The following is a 15,273-nucleotide window of genomic DNA, read 5'->3' as shown; positions in this document are numbered from 1 at the left end:
CGTCGCGCGGCGTCTGCCCGTCCAGCACCGAGCGTGAAAACAATCCTTCGCCGGAACGCGCCAACGGCCTCGGCCCACCACCTCCGTCGCGGGAGAGGGCGGGACTCGGCCGTTGCGGTTGGGGGACTTCGTCGCGCGTACCGTCGAATGGTTTTGATCTAGCCCTTGACCGCGCCGGTGAGGCTGAAGGCTCCGCCGAAGACGCGGGACATGGCCGTGTAGAGCAGGACCACCGGCAGGGTGTAGAGGATCGCGAAGGCGGCCAGCTGGCCGTAGGCGACCTGGCCGTAGGTCGAGAAGAACGTGTAGATGGTCACCGAGGCGGGCTGGCTTTCGGGGCTCTGCAACAGGATGAACGGCACGAAGAAGTTGCCCCACTGGGTGACGAAGGTGAAGACGAAGACCACCGTCAGGCCGGGGATCATCAGCGGCAGGATGATCCGGCGCAGCGACTGGAACCAGCCGGCGCCGTCCGTCCAGGCCGCCTCCTCCAGCTCGACCGGCACCGAGTCCATGAAATTCTTCATCATCCAGATGGCGAACGGCAGGGATGACGCGGCCATGAACAGGATCAGGGCGGGCACCGAGTCGGTGAGTTCGAACTGGCTGTACATGGTGTAGACCGGCACCATGACCGCGGTGATCGGCAGGCCCGTGGAGAACAGGATGCCGTACAGGAACAGCCTTCCGAAGCGGCTGCGGTAGCGCGACAGCGGGTAGGCCGCCAGCGTCGCCGCGAACACCGTGATCAGTGCCGTGCCGCCGGAGATGATCAGCGAGTTGAGCACCGGGCGGAAGATGGTGTCGACGTTGAGGACGTCGGCGAAGTTCTTGAACGAGAACTGCCAGGTGATGTCCGCCGAGAGGGCCGCGCCGGGCTGGATCGACGCCACCACCAGCCACAGGAACGGCAGGAAGAAGGCGATCGCGACGATCACCAGGACCAGGTAGACGGCGAACCGCATCGGGCCGCGGCCGGGCATCGTGAGGTCGGCCGTCGGGCGGGACTTCGCCTTGACCGGCGGCGGAGGAGCGAGGGTCTGGGTCATAGGTTGTCCACCTTGATCAGGCGTACGTAGATGAGCGAGAAGATCGCCCCGATCACCAGCAGCACCAACGCCATCGCCGTGCCGTAGCCGAGCTTGTAGAACTGGAACGACTCCTGGTACATGTAGATCGGCGTCGTCGAGCTCTTGTTGCCGGGCCCGCCCTTGGTCATCACGTAGATGAGGCCGAACGCGGCCAGGGTCTGCAGTGTGATGAGCATCAGGTTGCTGACGATCGACCGGCGGATCAGCGGCAGGGTCACCCTCCTGAGGCGCTGCCAGGCCGACGCCCCGTCCACCGCCGCCGCCTCGTGCAGCTCCGGCGGGACGTCGTTGAGCGCGGCCTGGTAGACCAGCATCGAGAACGCCGTGCCGCGCCACACGTTGGCCAGGATGACCGCCAGCATCGGCGTCGTGTAGAGCCAGTTCTGGTCGAGCCCGACCCAGCCCAGGATGCCGTTCAGCGTCCCGTCCCGGTGCAGGTAGGAGTACCAGCAGAAGCCGGCCACCACCTCGGGCACCGTCCAGGCGGCGATGACCAGGCCGCTGACCAGACCGCGGGCGGACTGGCTGCGGCCGCGCAGCAGCAGGGCGATGAGCAGGCCCAGCGTGTTCTGGCCGATCACGGCCGAGCCGACCACGAAGATCAGCGTCAGCCAGAGCGAGTTCCAGAACTGCGCGTCGTTCCACATCGTGGTGAAGTTGTCCACCCCGATGAAGTTCACCTCGGCCGAGCCGGTGAGGGCGACGTCGGTGAAGGCGCTGTAGACGGCCCAGATCAGCGGGCCGGCGAAGAAGACCGCGAGCAGCAGCAGGGCCGGGGCGAACGCCCCGATCCTGGCTGCCCGCGGGGCGGTGGAGGTCGTCATTGTGCGGTGGTCACCTTGTCGGGTCCGCCGACCGCCGCGGTGGTCGACTCGGCGAACGTCTTCGCGGCCTGGTCGACCGACTGCTGGCCGGTCATCACCGACTCCATGGCGACCTGGATGCCGTTGGAGACGTTCGGATAGTCCGGGTACGCCGGGCGGAACTTGGTGACCTCGACGAGGTCGGTGAAGAACTTGAGCGACGGGTTCGACTTCAGGTATTCAGGGTCGGCCGCGACGTCCTTGCGTTCGGCGATCTGGCCGGCCGCGATGTCGTACTTCTTGGTGTTCTCCTTGTTCAGCATCGTGGCCACGAAGTCGAAGGAGGCCTTCTTGTCCTTGGCGTTCGCGCCGACCGAGAGCAGCCAGCCGCCGGACATGCTGATCTTGCCGGGCGCCTCGCCGTTCTGGGTGGGCATCGCGGTGTAGCCGAGCTTGTCGTTCCACTCGGGCCACGGCTTGCTGCCGCTCTCCAGCCAGGTGCTGCTGACCCAGGAGCCGTCGAGGCTGATGCCGAGCTTGCCGGTGGGGAACAGCTCGGTGTTGACCTTGGTGCCCCAGTTGGGGTCGAGGGCGTCCTGCGGCGCGGGCGCGAGCTTCTCGTCGAAGATCGTCTTGATGAAGTTCAGGGAGTCGTTGAAGCCGGGGCTCTGCACGATCCACTTCTTCTGGGCGTCGTCGTAGAGCGTGTGCTTCGTGCCGTACAGCAGCATCTCGAAGCCCTGCATGGTCGCGCCCTCACCGGCGCCCTTGCCGGAGTAGACGTTGAGCGGCGTCACGCCGGGCACCTTCTGCTTGATGGCGCGTGCGGCGGTGAGGACGTCGTTCCAGGACTTGGGCTCCCACGGCACGGTGAGGCCGGCCTTCTGGAAGATGCCCTTGTCGTACCAGAGGGCGCGGGTGTCGGTGCCCATCGGCACGCCGTACGTCTTGCCGTCCTGGGCCTTGCCGGCGGCCTTCGCGGCGTCGGTGAACTGGCTCCAGTCCTTCCAGCCGCTGAGGTATTCGTCGATCGGGGCGAGGAAGCCTGCCTGGATGTCGGTGTTGATGAGGAACGTGTCCTCGTACATGACATCCGGGGCGGTCTTCGGCGACCGGTTCATCAGCGAGAGCTTGGTGTAGTAGTCGTTTTCGGACGCCTCGATGGGCAGCAGCTTGACGGTGTAGCCGGCGTGCGCCGCCTCGTACTCCTTCTTCACGTCCTGGAGTTGCTTGTCCAGCTGGATGAAGGATCCGAACTTCTGGTACGCGATGGTGATGGTCTTGTCGTCGGCGCCGCTGTCCGACCCACCGCAGCCGGCCGCGGCCACGGTAAGGGCTAGAGCGGACAGCGCGGCGAGGACGAGTTTCGGCCGCATCAGGACTCCTCACACGATTGACCCGATCGGGTGGCTTACCAGCGCAAGATCAAATGAGTATCGTCTCTGTTAACGTTCTCTGAGAACGTAATCAGATAGCGTTTGCAGCGCAACAGTTGTGACGGACGAGCTTCGGAGCAGACGTGGCACAGCGCCGGCCCACGATGCACGACGTCGCGAGGGCAGCAGGGGTCAGTCCCGCGACCGTCTCGCGGGTGGTCAACAACGAGCGCTACATCCGGGACGAGACCCGTGCCTCCGTCGAGCGGGCCATCGCCGAGCTCGGCTTCGAGCGCAACGAGGCGGCCCGGTCCCTGCGCCCCGGGCAGACCACCGACACGGTCGCGCTCGTCATCGAGGACGCGGTCAACCCGTTCTGGTCGGCGGTCACCGACGGCGCGGAGGAGGTGGCCCGCCGCCACCAGCACATGCTCGTGGTGGCCAGCACCCGGCAGAGCTACGACCGGGAACGCGACCTGCTGCGCGACCTCGTGCTGCGGCGGCGCGTCGACGGTGTTCTGGTCGTACCGACCGCGCACACCCAGCGAGACCTGCACGCCGAACTCGGCCGCTGGGTGCCGATCGTCTTCCTGGACCGCACCCCGGCCGGGGTGCCCGCCGACGCGATCGTGCTGGACAACCAGGGCGGCGCCCGCAAGGCCGTCGAGAGCCTGCTCGGGCAGGGCCGGCGGCGCATCGCCTACGTCGGCGGCGACCCGTCGGTCAGCACCGGCAAGCACCGGCTGGCCGGGTACAAGCAGGCGCTCAGGCGGGCCGGTCTGCCGTACGACCCGGCGCTGGTCCGGCTGAACGCGCACACCGTGGACGACGCCCGCGTCGCCGCCTGCGACCTGCTCGCCGGCACGGCCGCGGTGGACGCCTTCTTCGCCGACAACAACCGCATGTGCGTGGGGGTGCTGCACGCCGTCCGGGAGACGAAGGTCGGCGTCGCGGCCTTCGACGACGTCGAGTTCGCCGACCTGCTGCCGTACCCGATCACCCTGGTCACCTACGACGCCACGGCCTTCGGCGCGCACGCCGCCGAGCTGCTCTTCGCCCGGATGACCGGCGCCGACGGGCCGCCGAAACGCTCGGTGCACCGCACCACCCTGGTCACCCGTGGCGGCCGGTGAGCATGCTTCGGCGGCGACGGGGTATCCGGTGGCCATGCGCATTGGTTACTTTCTGTCATGCGAGGAGTACACGCCCGCCCAGCTGATCGAGCAGGCGCGGCTGGCCCAGGACGCCGGCTTCCAGAGCCTGTGGATCTCCGACCACTTCCACCCGTGGAACGACGAGCAGGGCCACAGCCCGTTCGTATGGTCGATCATCGGCGCTCTCAGCCAGGTCGTCACGATCCCGATCACCACGGCGGTGACCTGCCCGATCATCCGGATCCACCCGGCCGTCACGGCGCAGGCCGCGGCCACCAGCGCGGTGCTGCACGACGGCCGCTTCGTGCTCGGCGTCGGCACCGGCGAGGCTCTCAACGAGCACATCCTCGGCGATCGGTGGCCGAACGCCCGCGAGCGGCTGGAGATGCTCGAGGAGGCGGTCGAGGTGATGCGCGAGCTTTGGAAGGGCGAGTTCGTCACCCATCGTGGCCGGCACTACCAGGTCGACCAGGCACGCATCTACACCCTCCCGGCCGAACCGCCGAAGGTCTACATCTCGGCGTTCGGCCCCAAGGCGGTCGAGGTGGCCGCGCGGATCGGCGACGGCTACGTCTCGACGATGCCCGACGGCGACCTGGTGCGGAGATTCCGCGATCTGGGTGGGGGCGACAAGCCCGTGCAGGGCGGGTTCAAGGGCTGCTGGGCTCCTTCGGAGCAGGCGGGCGTACGCACGGCGCACCGGCTCTGGGCCAACGCCAGTGTGCCCGGCGAACTGTCCCAGGTCCTGCCGTCACCGCGGCACTTCGAGCAGGCCTCGCAGCTGGTCACCGAGGACATGACCAAGGACGCGGTGGTCTGCGGGCCGGACCCGGCCGGGCACGCCGAGCAGCTGCGGGCGTACGAGAAGGCCGGGTTCGACGAGGTGTACATCGCCAACATGGGACCGGACTACGGCGAGCTCATCGACATGTACCGCCGCGAGTTCCTGTAGGCCGTTCAGCGGCGGCGCCGGGACATCCACTGCCAGACGTGCGTGCCGTTGACGCTCGGATCGTTGCGCGCCACATAGATCCATGACCAGTGACCCGGGAACCGGTGGCCGTTCCAGGTGACCGTGTCGTAGAGGCTCATCCGGGAGCCCCGGATCAGGTCGTGGGCGTGCACCGTGTTCGGCGTCGGCGGCACCGTCGTGTCGTCCTTCGAGGCGACCAGCCAGGTCGGGGTGTCGATGGACAGCAGCTCGGCGTCGGTGATCATCGTCGGGCCGCCCGGCTGCAACGACTGGACGACGCCGCAGATCGGCACGGACGAGGCGAACAGGTCCGGGTAGGTCGTCGTCATCTTCAGGCTCATGTAGCCGCCGTTGCTGCACCCGACGACGTGGATCCGGCCCGGATCGATCGGGTGCCGGCGCGAGACCGCCCGGACGATCTCGCGGATCAGCGGCGCGAACCGGGGGCCGTCCTCCAGCCAGAACGACGTGCTCTGCGGCGCGACCACGTAGGCGCCGTCGAAGATCCGCTGGGCCTGCGGTGTGGCGAAGCCCAGCGCGCCCCGGTTGGCCCGCAACGTCGTCTCGTTGTCGTAGTAGTTGTCCGGCAGCGACGCGCCCTCGCCGCCGCCGTGCAGCCAGACGATCAGCGGCCGTCGCCCCGGGGTGGGCGCGGGGGAGTAGAGCCGGTACTTCAGGCCCGAGCGGGACTCGTGGTAGCTGAACGCGTCCACCTCCGGGTTGGCCAGCCGGCCCTGCTCGAAGGCGCCGATCGTCACCTGGCGCCCGGTGCGGAGGATCAAGGGCACATTCTGGGTGATCGTGTACGTGAGGACGAGCCGCACGTTGCGGCCTTTGCTCGCGATGTAGCCGAGCGTGCCGCCGCCGAGTTGCCCCTCCGCATGGCTGAGCTCGAGCACGATGTCGCCGTGCCGGTCGACGCGTGCCGCGGTCACCGGGCGGTCCAGGTCGTACTCGCTGTAGATGGCGTCGCCCGGGGCGATCGGGAGGGGACTGGTGGCCTTGGCGTGCACGCTGAACGTGCCGGTCGTCAGGCTCGACCGGTCGATCGGCCCGAACCGGGACGTGTCCAGGGTGAGCGAGGTGACCTGCTCGCCACCGTCGAGAGTGGTCGCGTCCAACCGGAACGTGACGCTTCTCGTGCTGCCCTTCCGCTCGCCGGTGTGGGCGGCGCCGGCCTGGGCGGCGGCCGGCAGGGACAGGCCCGCGGCGGCGCCGGCGCCCACGGCCAGAACGGTGCGACGACTGATGGGCATGGCCACGCGGAGACCTCCGGGTCGATCATGTTTCAGACGTGTTGCATTGATGACGGTCTACCACAGTGGTGGTCTTGCGGGCGAGGGATAGATTGCTGGGCATGATGCTCCAGGCGCTCTGGCTGCTGCTGAGCCCTGTGCTGCCGGGCGGAGGCGGCACGGCCGCCGAGCTCGTGCTCGGCCTGGCCGTCGCGGCCGCCGCCCTGCTGATCGTCGTCGCGGCCGCCGCCATCGCGCTGCCTGTCTCCCGGCCCCCGGCCGGGGTCTCGCGAGCCCGCTCGCGCATCACCGTGCGTCCGCGCCTCAGCGACCCCGACGCCGCCGGTCGCCCGCGCTCCCGAGCCCCGTCGGTGTGCCCGGCGGCGTAATCCTCGCCGCCTCCGCTTCCACGTCTCGTCTCTGGAACGCAGGGGTACACCCATGTCCTTTTTCGTGCACTTCGCCCATTCGATCATCAACGCCCTGGCCGCCGTCTCCACGCCCGCGCTGGCAATCGTCCTGTTCACCGTCGCCGTCCGGCTGCTGATCAGCCCGCTCACCTACTGGCAGATCCGCGGCGTGAAACGCCAGGCCGCCCTCGCCCCGCAGATGGCCGCCCTGCGGACCAGGCACAAGAACGACCCGATGGCGCTGGCCACCGCCACCGTCGAGCTGCAGCGCGAGCACGGGATCAGCCCGTTCGGCGCCCTGCTGCCCGCCCTCGCCCAGGCGCCGTTCCTGATGCTGATGTTCCGGGTCAGCAACGACGGGCTGATCGCCGGAACCCTCCTCGGCTTCCCGCTCACCGCGCACGTGGCCGCGGCCGTCCCCGTCTTCGCCGCGTTGATTGCGCTGTCGGCCGCGCTGGCCTGGTGGTCGTCGCGGCGAATGCGCCGGCTCAACCCGGAGACGCCGCGGTGGATGACGTGGCTGCCCTACCTCGGCGTCCCCACGATGCTCATCCTGCCCCTGGCGGCCGGCCTCTACCTGGTGACCTCGGCGGCGTGGTCCGCCCTCGAGCAGGCAGTGCTGCGCCGCCCGCCGAGCGAGCCCGCCCCCGCCCCCGCGCCGCGCGGCTGAGCGCTCGCGGACGCGCGCCTGGTTGAGGTGCTCACCCCGGCGCTCGCCCGGCGGGTTCGTCATCGGCCGGCGCCGCCGGTCAGTCGAGGCCTGAGGTCGTCGAACGCGGCGCATCCGATCATCAAGATTTTGGCGGACGAACCGCTCCGTACACCCTCCGGGATGACACTTCGCCGAATTTCCTAGATCACTTTGTCTGGCTGGACAAAGTGTCCTAGATTGGTCCCATGGCCAAGGGGGACGATGCCGTACGCCTGCTGCGCGAGATTCGCCGGCGCAGAGGTGCCACGTTGGTTACGGCAGCAGATAAATTAGGCATCACCCCCGGCCACCTTTCCCGCCTCGAGCGCGGCGAGAAGTTGCCGTCACCGGAGGTCGTCGGCAAGGCGGCGCGCTATTACGAGATCGACGAGGACCTGCTGGGCCTCGAGCAAGGAATTGTGCCAGAGGATGTAGTGCAGATCCTCCGCGATAATCCCGAGGTCATCCACAGGCTCCGGGAGGAATACGGCAACCTGGAGGGATCATGAATCCAGATGTTCCCCCCGACGACGCGCTACTGTACTTACGCCGCCGATTCGGTAATTACGACGTCAAAGAGTTCCTCAATGAGGGTTATTTCGGGCTGGTCTTCCAAGCGGTCGACTTCCGGACCGGCATATCGGTCGCCATGAAGTTCCTCAAGTTGAATCACGACCGGGTGATCCTCGCCGAGTTCGACAACGAGAACGAACTGCTCTACAAGTTGCGCAGGAAGTCGCATGTGGTCGACTGGATCGCTCATGGCGAGGGCACCGTGCCGTTGGTGTCCCAGCCGCACGAGCGAACCGTGGACATCCGCGCGCCCTACATCGTCATGGAGCTGGCGGAGGGGTGCCTGGAGGAGTTGGTCGTGCACCGGGAGCGCCTGAGCTGGGACGCCCGGCTCAGACTCTTCCGCGGTGTCGTCCTGGGTGTGCATCAGATGCATCTCAACAAGATCGTCCATCGCGACCTGAAATCGAGCAACTGTCTCGTGCTGAGAGTGGATCGTCAGCCGACGGCGAAGGTGTCCGATCTCGGACGGTCCAGGGATCTGCTGATTCCCGCACGACAATCAGCTATCGAATACCTGGCCGGTCAGGGTGACTATCGTTTCGCTCCGCCCGAACTTCTCTGGATGCAGGGCGTCGACAAAGCCGTGGTCTGGCAGCTGGCGGATCTCTACGGCCTCGGTTCCATTCTTTACGAGCTGGCCACCGGCCAGGGCATCACGGCGATCGCGCTCGGCAGCGGTCTGGACAGGATCGCCGAGGTGAAGAACCTGCCGCCTCGTGCGCGGAAGGCGCGGTACGAGAGTCAGACGAGCGATCTGCGCCTTCGCTATGAAGACGCCTTCGATAAATTCCGGGCGGAGTTGCCGCAGGGTATTGCGAACTACGCGACGCAACTCGTCCGCCAACTGTGTGATCCGGATCCGGCTCGGCGCCTCCCGAAGATCGTGGGTCGCCCGGTGCGCGTGCAGGACGGGCTGGATTGGCTCATCCGTCGCGTCGACATTCTTGCGAAAATGAACAAGCATGCATCTCAGTAACGGCGTACCAGGAGAAAGAGAGGGGAAGGGACATGATTCCTGCCGGCGACTCTAGCGCCGTCGTGATCTCTTCACCGACGCTGACGTTAAGTGCCGAACCCGGCGCTCTCCGGGTCACGTCCCCGATTCTCGAATCGGTCGGACTGATTTCCGAGATCAACCGGTACCGCTCCGCGAAGCAGGTGGCGGACGACGGTCCGGAGTCCGGGCGGGTGACCAAGCACCTGCGGGGACTCCGGACGGCAGCGTTCGAGGGCGCCAGGCGCCTGGCGCTGAGCCACGACGGTTCCAGCGCGGCCTGGTCCCGGCTGGCTCAAGCGGCGCACAACGACGGCCGTCTCGAGGTGGCATCGGACGCAGCCGAGCGGGCACTGCAAATCTGCCTCGATCAGAGCGCCGCGACGTCACCTGACCCACCGGCGATCTATTCCGCCGCGGCGGTCCTCGCCGCCATCGGGAAACCGGACGTAGCCGAGCGATGGCTGGTGCGTCTGCCCGCGAACGCCGGCCATCGACTGTTGCTGGCGGCGTTGGCGGTGCGGCGTAACGATCTGGACCGGGCGCTCGACCTGGTCCGTGACGACGAGAGGGTGTCTGCCCGCTCGCTCGCCGCGTGGCTCTACCTTCGTCGTGGATCACCCGACATGGCGCTTCACGAGCTCCGCCTCATCCACCGGGACGGCGAGCCCAGCACCGAAACCCTGGTCAACATGGCCTACGCCTATGCGAACCTCGGTTCGCCGAAACGCGCGGTCAAGGCGGCTCGGCAGGCGGTGCTCCTCAGTCCGATGGATAAGCTGGCGAGCCTCAATCTGGTTGCCTATCTGGTGAACCTGAGGGAGTTCGACGAGGCGCTCAAGGAACTGCATCGGCTCGACAACGTCCGAGGCCGGGACGTCGACCTGGTCCTCGAGCGAGCCGGCGTCCTGGTGAAGGCGGACCGGTTCGACAAGGCGCTCAAACTCCTTCGGGCGGCGTTTGCCGACCCTCATCGCCGCAAGGACGGTCCGATCGGCGCCGAGATCAGGACCAACATCGCGATGCTGCGGTTCCGGCGGGGCAAACTCTCCCGTGCCGAGACGCTGCGCGAGATCAGGACCCAGGCGGAACTCACTGCCGGACGGAACCTGAACGTCATCGCGGCCTACCTCGCACTCGCCGACCGGGCGTCCGACGCACTCTCGTTCGCCGGCTTCGTGGAGCAGGCTCAGGAATGGCACGAACCGGAGGATCTGATGCCGGTCAGGGCGCGGATCGCGCATTGGCGGTACGACCTCGACGAGGAGTTCCGGATTGTCTCCGACTATGCCGCGGCGAAACCGATGGACGAAACCGCGACGGCCCTCTCGATCTATCTCCTGAGCATCTTCAAGGGAAACTATTCCGAGGCCGCCAAACGCGGCGGGCTCGCATTGAAACGACTTCCGATGAGCAACATGATTCTCAATAACACCGCCTATGCGCTGGCGATGGACGGTAACCCGCGGCAGGCCGCGTCCGTCCTTGCCAGGATGAGTGCGAGCGGATACGCCCGGGATGCCACGGCCGGGCTGATCGCCTTCGCGGCCGGGCATGCCAGGGAGGGACTCCTGTGCTACCAGCGAGCCCTGGCGGGCATGAGGGTCGAGGTGGCGGAGAAGTCCGAACGTGTCCGCGTGGCGGCGATGCTGGCGCTTAACGAGCGGGTGGCGATCGGCCGGTTCGGCATGCGCGGGCCGGACGCGAGCGCGGCCGATCTCCTTTCCTTGGAGCTGCCGCCTCATTGGTACGAAGATCCGAACTTGCGGCTGCTCGCCGAAGTGGCCGAAAGGGAGGGCTCGCGCTAGATCGAATCCGCGCCGAAATTCCTGGCATGGCGGAACGTCAGCCGTGGAGACAGAATATTCACGGTTGGCGTATTCCGGCGGCGGAGGGGCGCGATGGGAACGGTTCTGGAGAGACTTCGCGTGATCTATCTGGCTCAGCGGAAGTACGTCGCATTCGTGCTGTTGGGACTGATCACCGTGGCGGGCAGTGTGGACAATCGGAAGCTCCAACTCGCCGCGACGGTCGCCATGCTCGCTCTGATCCTGAACGTGCTGTTCACCATCGACTCCCGGGTGGCGGGGGCCTCGGCCTCCGTCTGGTATCCGAGCTTCTCCGAGGCGTCGCCGGCCATCCGGTCCGACATCGAGCGACGCCTGAGGGAAGGGCGGACCGTCCGGATGCGATGGATCGGCGTGACCCTGGAGGCAGTCTGGCCGTTCACCCAGAACCTGATCCTGGACGGCCTGAACGGGAAGGGCAGCGCGGGCGGGACGCTGAGCGTGGAGCTCGCGATGCTCGATCCCGAGGGTGACGTGTGCCGGGTTCCGGACGGTCCGGTGCCTGATCAGCTGAGGGCCACGGTGGTGCGGATGGCCCGCTTCCTCGACTCGCAGGCGCCGCGCATGGCGAGCCACGGCCGGAGCCTGAGCGCCTACCTCTACGACCACCGCCCTACCTGGCATGCGCTTCTGCTCGACGACGACTGCCTCTACTTCTCGCCCTGCCTGCCGCAGAACCTGTCCTTCTCCGCCCCGCAGAGCGGCGTCGAGGTGATCTCGTCGACGGCCGGCGAGGCGAGCGCCGAGCGTGTCCGGCATTTCGCCGCCTGGTTCGAGCGGATCAGAACCGAGTCGGACTCGGCCGCCAAGACGTTGCCGTCGCCGCGGGCCGTCGCCTGACGGGAACCGAACGGCATCTTCGAACGACTACACCTGTGCCGCCGGGCCGGCCGGTCGTTGCCGGACCGGCCGCCCCGGCGATCCATCACGCCTTCATCACGCCGGGAACCAGGGCGGGGCGGGTACCGACTGATGCTCGGTGCGCCCCGAACTGAGAACACCCGCCCTGGTGGGCACGACCGCCGCGGTGTCCGTGGCCGCCCTGATCGCCGCCCTGATCGGTGGGGGAGCGGTCGACGGCACCGTGCTCCCGGGCATACCCAGCCCGGGACCGCTGACCGAGTGGGCGCTGCCCGCGGTCACGTTCCTGGGCAACGCCGCCGGAGTGCTGACCGTCGGCGCGACCGTGACCGCGGCGTTCCTGCTGCCCGGGGACGGTCGCAGCGTGGCGGCGCACGGCTGGCTGCTGCTGCGCCGGGCCACCTGGGCGGCGCTGGTCTGGGCGGTGGCGGCGCTGCTGTCGGTCGTGCTTACGGTGTCGGACGTCCTCGGCGTGCCGGTCGCCGACCTGGGCCCGGCGTCGGTGGTGAGCTTCGCGGCGTCCATCGGGCAGGGGCAGTCGCTGCTGGTGCGGGCGGGACTCGCCCTGCTGGTGGCCGTGTTGTCCCGTGCCGGGGTGTCGCGCGCTGTGGCAGCGGCCGCCGCCGTCGCGGCGATGGCGGGACTGCTGCCGCCGGCCTTCACCGGCCATGCGGCCTCGGCCGGCGACCACCAGGTCGCGGTCACGAGTCTGGCTCTGCATGTGCTGGCGGCGTCGCTCTGGGTGGGTGGTCTCGCCGGTCTGCTGACGGTACGCCGGCACCGGCGTTTCGCCGCCACGGCCGCCCGGTACAGCCGCCTCGCGCTGGCGTGTTTCGTGGCGGCGGCGTTCAGCGGGGTGGTCAACGCGGCGGTGCGGCTGGGGGAGTGGCCGGCACTGTGGACGTCGCGGTACGGCGTACTCGTACTCATCAAGGTCTTTGCGCTCTTGATCGTCGGAGTGATCGGGGCGGCGCACCGCGGTCGCACGCTGCCCGCGCTGGAGGCCGGTGCGCCGAGGGCCTTCGTGCGCCTGGCGGCCGGCGAGCTGATCGTGCTCGGCGCGACCATCGGGCTGGCGGTGGCGTTGTCGCGCAGCCCGACGCCTGAGGAAGAGGTGCTGACCCGGCCGGATCCGCTGGTGGAGCTGCTGGGCTTCACGCCGCCCGGCCCGCCGACCGCGGCCCGGATGATCGGCGACCTGCTGCCGGACCTGTTCTTCCTGACCCTGGCCGCGGCCGGGATCGCCGCCTACCTGGTCGGGGTGCGCCGCGTGGGCCACGGCTGGCCGATCGGCCGGACGGTGTCGTGGGTGGCCGGCATGCTGCTGCTCGCCGCGATCACCTGCCTGGGCGTGGCCAAGTACGCGTACGTGCTGTTCAGCGTCCACATGGTGCAGCACATGGTGCTGTCGATGGTGGTGCCGATCCTGCTGGTCGGCGGCGCGCCGGTCACGCTGGCCCTGCGCGCTCTCCGCCGCCCCGCCGACCCGGAGGTCCGCGGCGCGCGCGAGTGGCTGCTGGTCGTCCTGCACAGCCGGGTGCTGCGGTTCCTCGGCAATCCGCTGGTCGCCCTGGCCGTCTACGTGGTCAGCCTGTACGGCCTGTACTTCGGTGACCTGCTCGGCACCCTGATGCGCTACCACCTCGGCCACCTGGCGATGCTGCTGCACTTCGTGCTCTCCGGCTACCTGCTGTTCTGGGTGCTGATCGGCGTCGACCCCGGCCGCCGCCGCGTCCCGGTGCCGCTGCTGCTGGGCGTGCACTTCCTGGCGATGGCGGCGCACGCGTTCTTCGGCTTCGTGTTGCTGCAGTCCACGACGGTGATCGGCGCCGACTGGTACCCGGCCGTGCACCCGCCCTGGGCCGGCGACCTGCTCGCCGACCAGCACCTGGGCGCCGGGCTGGCCTGGGCTTTCGGCGAACTCCCCGGCGCGGTCGTCCTGCTCCTGCTGATCCGCCGCTGGATCCGGGCCGACGAGCGCGAGCAGGCCCGCCTCGACCGCGCCGACGACCGGCTCCCACAGTCAAGCGCAACAGCCTAGGTGGTGTTCTGGAGGAAGTCGCCATAGAAGAAGCACAGGCCGATTCCGGCGCACAGCAGCGCGATGATCCAGAACCGCGTGACGACAGTGACCTCGCTCCAACCGGCGAGCTCGAAGTGGTGATGGATCGGCGACAATCGGAAGATTCGCTTTCCGGTGGTGCGATACGAGATCACCTGGATGACGACCGACATGGTGTCCATCACATACAAGAATCCGATGATGGGCAGCAGCAGAATGGTGTGGGTTGCCATTGCCAGGGCGACCAGCAGACCCCCGAGTCCCAATGACCCGGCATCGCCCATGAAGATTCGCGCCGGCGAGGTGTTCGACCAGAGAAAGCCGAGGCACGCCCCGGCCACTCCGGCGGCTATGATCGCGACTTCGAGTGGATCGCGGACGGCGTAACAGTAGGCGTTGGGATCGGCCGCATAGCCGGCGGTGTCACCGCACCAATGCTTGTACTGCCAATAGCCGATGACCGCGTACGCGCCGAACACCAGAACCGACGTTCCGGTCGCCAGCCCGTCCATGCCGTCGGTGATGTTGACCGCATTGCTCATGAACAGCACCATGAGCACGAATACGGCGACGGCGCCGACCTTGGTGATATTCAGCCAAGAGATGTCCTTGACGAACGAGAGGTGGGTGGAGCCGACGGTCTTCCCGTTGGTCGAGGGGAAGTACATCGCGATCAACCCGAAGGTGGTGCCGCCCAGAAGCTGACCGAACAGCTTTCCCTTGGCGCTCAGCCCGGCGGTGCTCCGGACCACCACCTTGAGGTAGTCGTCGATGAAACCGACTGCGCCGCAGGCGAAGAAGATGCCCAGCAGAACAAGCGCCGTAATGGTGGGACTGACCTGCCCGATCTGTGCCTCCGGCAGAGTGACCAAGGCTATGTGCCCGGCCACGTACGCGACCGGCGTGGCCACGATGAATCCCAATCCGCCCATCGTCGGGGTTCCGCGCTTGGTCTTGTTGGAGGCCAGACCAAGCTCGTCCCTGATGGGTTGAGCCACCTTGAGGCGGACCATCATCTTGATGATGAGCGGGGTTCCGAACAAGGTGAGCACAAACGCCACGACTGCCGCGACGACGACCGCCTTCACGAACGCGCACCGTACCTTTCCCAGGGCCGGCGCCGCTTATCTACGCTCGACCTTTTCTTACTGCTCGTTGCCGGAACTGACGACGGGCAGGATAGCCCAACCCCACGTGCGG

Annotated in this window: 14 protein-coding genes; 9 read left to right on the top strand and 5 right to left on the bottom strand. The window is 67.8% G+C overall.

Annotation, left to right across the window (positions count from 1 at the left end; all coding sequences use genetic code 11):
* Positions 1-158: 158 nt before the first annotated feature.
* From QSK31_RS33405 to QSK31_RS33395, 3 genes are read right to left on the bottom strand one after another with little or no spacing between them, the layout of a single operon-like run.
* On the bottom strand, positions 159-1,049 hold the full coding sequence (locus QSK31_RS33405) for a carbohydrate ABC transporter permease (protein ID WP_285688578.1): 891 nt from the start codon (positions 1,047-1,049) through the stop codon (positions 159-161).
* The gene (locus QSK31_RS33400) at positions 1,046-1,915 is read right to left on the bottom strand and encodes a carbohydrate ABC transporter permease (protein ID WP_285688577.1); all 870 of its coding nucleotides are present in this window, start codon (positions 1,913-1,915) and stop codon (positions 1,046-1,048) included. The genes QSK31_RS33405 and QSK31_RS33400 overlap by 4 nt, the downstream gene beginning before the upstream one ends.
* Complete coding sequence (locus tag QSK31_RS33395; RefSeq protein WP_285688576.1) at positions 1,912-3,270, bottom strand: extracellular solute-binding protein; 1,359 nt, start codon at positions 3,268-3,270, stop codon at positions 1,912-1,914. Before QSK31_RS33395 ends, QSK31_RS33400 begins: the two co-directional genes overlap by 4 nt.
* A 143-nt stretch (positions 3,271-3,413) precedes the next feature.
* Between QSK31_RS33395 and QSK31_RS33390 the strand changes: the two genes are divergently transcribed.
* Together QSK31_RS33390 and QSK31_RS33385 are read left to right on the top strand one after the other, a co-directional pair.
* Positions 3,414-4,403 carry a LacI family DNA-binding transcriptional regulator gene (locus QSK31_RS33390; protein WP_285688575.1) on the top strand — a complete coding sequence of 330 codons (990 nt, stop codon included), beginning with the start codon at positions 3,414-3,416 and terminating at the stop codon, positions 4,401-4,403.
* A 34-nt stretch (positions 4,404-4,437) separates the two neighbouring features.
* Positions 4,438-5,376: a TIGR03557 family F420-dependent LLM class oxidoreductase gene (locus QSK31_RS33385; RefSeq protein ID WP_285688574.1), complete on the top strand. Its 939-nt coding sequence runs from the start codon at positions 4,438-4,440 to the stop codon at positions 5,374-5,376.
* Positions 5,377-5,381: 5 nt separating this feature from the next.
* Here QSK31_RS33385 and QSK31_RS33380 read toward each other — a convergent pair whose 3' ends face one another.
* Positions 5,382-6,653, bottom strand: a complete 1,272-nt coding sequence (locus QSK31_RS33380) for a prolyl oligopeptidase family serine peptidase (protein ID WP_285688573.1) — start codon at positions 6,651-6,653, stop codon at positions 5,382-5,384.
* Positions 6,654-6,754: 101 nt separating this feature from the next.
* Between QSK31_RS33380 and QSK31_RS33375 the strand changes: the two genes are divergently transcribed.
* From QSK31_RS33375 to QSK31_RS33345, 7 genes are all read left to right on the top strand, one after another.
* Positions 6,755-7,021 (top strand): DUF6412 domain-containing protein, encoded by a 267-nt coding sequence (locus QSK31_RS33375; protein ID WP_285688572.1) that lies wholly within the window; start codon positions 6,755-6,757, stop codon positions 7,019-7,021.
* Between the two features lie 52 nt (positions 7,022-7,073).
* Positions 7,074-7,712 (top strand): YidC/Oxa1 family membrane protein insertase, encoded by a 639-nt coding sequence (locus tag QSK31_RS33370; protein ID WP_285688571.1) that lies wholly within the window; start codon positions 7,074-7,076, stop codon positions 7,710-7,712.
* 227 nt (positions 7,713-7,939) lie between these two features.
* Complete coding sequence (locus tag QSK31_RS33365; protein WP_285688570.1) at positions 7,940-8,242, top strand: helix-turn-helix domain-containing protein; 303 nt, start codon at positions 7,940-7,942, stop codon at positions 8,240-8,242.
* Positions 8,239-9,285 (top strand): serine/threonine protein kinase, encoded by a 1,047-nt coding sequence (locus QSK31_RS33360; RefSeq protein WP_285688568.1) that lies wholly within the window; start codon positions 8,239-8,241, stop codon positions 9,283-9,285. The genes QSK31_RS33365 and QSK31_RS33360 overlap by 4 nt, the downstream gene beginning before the upstream one ends.
* Before the next feature lie 32 nt (positions 9,286-9,317).
* Positions 9,318-11,111 carry a tetratricopeptide repeat protein gene (locus QSK31_RS33355; protein WP_285688567.1) on the top strand — a complete coding sequence of 598 codons (1,794 nt, stop codon included), beginning with the start codon at positions 9,318-9,320 and terminating at the stop codon, positions 11,109-11,111.
* A 93-nt stretch (positions 11,112-11,204) separates the two neighbouring features.
* A complete protein-coding gene (locus tag QSK31_RS33350) occupies positions 11,205-11,990 on the top strand; it encodes a hypothetical protein (protein WP_285688566.1) in 786 nt (261 codons plus the stop codon).
* A 139-nt stretch (positions 11,991-12,129) separates the two neighbouring features.
* Positions 12,130-14,052, top strand: coding sequence for a bifunctional copper resistance protein CopD/cytochrome c oxidase assembly protein (locus tag QSK31_RS33345; protein ID WP_285688565.1), 1,923 nt, complete (start codon positions 12,130-12,132; stop codon positions 14,050-14,052).
* On the opposite strand, the gene mraY is transcribed toward QSK31_RS33345, so the two are convergent.
* Entirely contained in the window at positions 14,049-15,161 is a 1,113-nt protein-coding gene (gene mraY / locus QSK31_RS33340; RefSeq protein WP_285688564.1) for a phospho-N-acetylmuramoyl-pentapeptide-transferase, read from the bottom strand. The two genes, QSK31_RS33345 and mraY, sit on opposite strands and share 4 nt — an antisense overlap.
* Between the last annotated feature and the right edge of the window lie 112 nt (positions 15,162-15,273).

Origin of the sequence: Actinoplanes sp. NBRC 103695, from assembly GCF_030269485.1 — a bacterium.
Taxonomy (GTDB): Bacteria; Actinomycetota; Actinomycetes; order Mycobacteriales; family Micromonosporaceae; genus Actinoplanes.
The sequence above is the reverse complement of the archived record's forward strand: the minus strand, read 5'-3'. Positions and strand labels throughout refer to the sequence as shown.

What these genes read in the sequence shown, in the direction of transcription:
- QSK31_RS33370 (WP_285688571.1), top strand. Translation starts at nt 7,074, where the DNA reads ATGTCCTTTTTCGTGCACTTCGCCCATTCGATCATCAACGCCCTGGCC.
- QSK31_RS33350 (WP_285688566.1), top strand. Translation starts at nt 11,205, where the DNA reads ATGGGAACGGTTCTGGAGAGACTTCGCGTGATCTATCTGGCTCAGCGG.
- QSK31_RS33380 (WP_285688573.1), bottom strand. Translation starts at nt 6,653, where the DNA reads ATGCCCATCAGTCGTCGCACCGTTCTGGCCGTGGGCGCCGGCGCCGCC.
- QSK31_RS33385 (WP_285688574.1), top strand. Translation starts at nt 4,438, where the DNA reads ATGCGCATTGGTTACTTTCTGTCATGCGAGGAGTACACGCCCGCCCAG.
- QSK31_RS33360 (WP_285688568.1), top strand. Translation starts at nt 8,239, where the DNA reads ATGAATCCAGATGTTCCCCCCGACGACGCGCTACTGTACTTACGCCGC.
- QSK31_RS33365 (WP_285688570.1), top strand. Translation starts at nt 7,940, where the DNA reads ATGGCCAAGGGGGACGATGCCGTACGCCTGCTGCGCGAGATTCGCCGG.
- QSK31_RS33355 (WP_285688567.1), top strand. Translation starts at nt 9,318, where the DNA reads ATGATTCCTGCCGGCGACTCTAGCGCCGTCGTGATCTCTTCACCGACG.
- QSK31_RS33375 (WP_285688572.1), top strand. Translation starts at nt 6,755, where the DNA reads ATGATGCTCCAGGCGCTCTGGCTGCTGCTGAGCCCTGTGCTGCCGGGC.
- QSK31_RS33400 (WP_285688577.1), bottom strand. Translation starts at nt 1,915, where the DNA reads ATGACGACCTCCACCGCCCCGCGGGCAGCCAGGATCGGGGCGTTCGCC.
- QSK31_RS33395 (WP_285688576.1), bottom strand. Translation starts at nt 3,270, where the DNA reads ATGCGGCCGAAACTCGTCCTCGCCGCGCTGTCCGCTCTAGCCCTTACC.
- QSK31_RS33405 (WP_285688578.1), bottom strand. Translation starts at nt 1,049, where the DNA reads ATGACCCAGACCCTCGCTCCTCCGCCGCCGGTCAAGGCGAAGTCCCGC.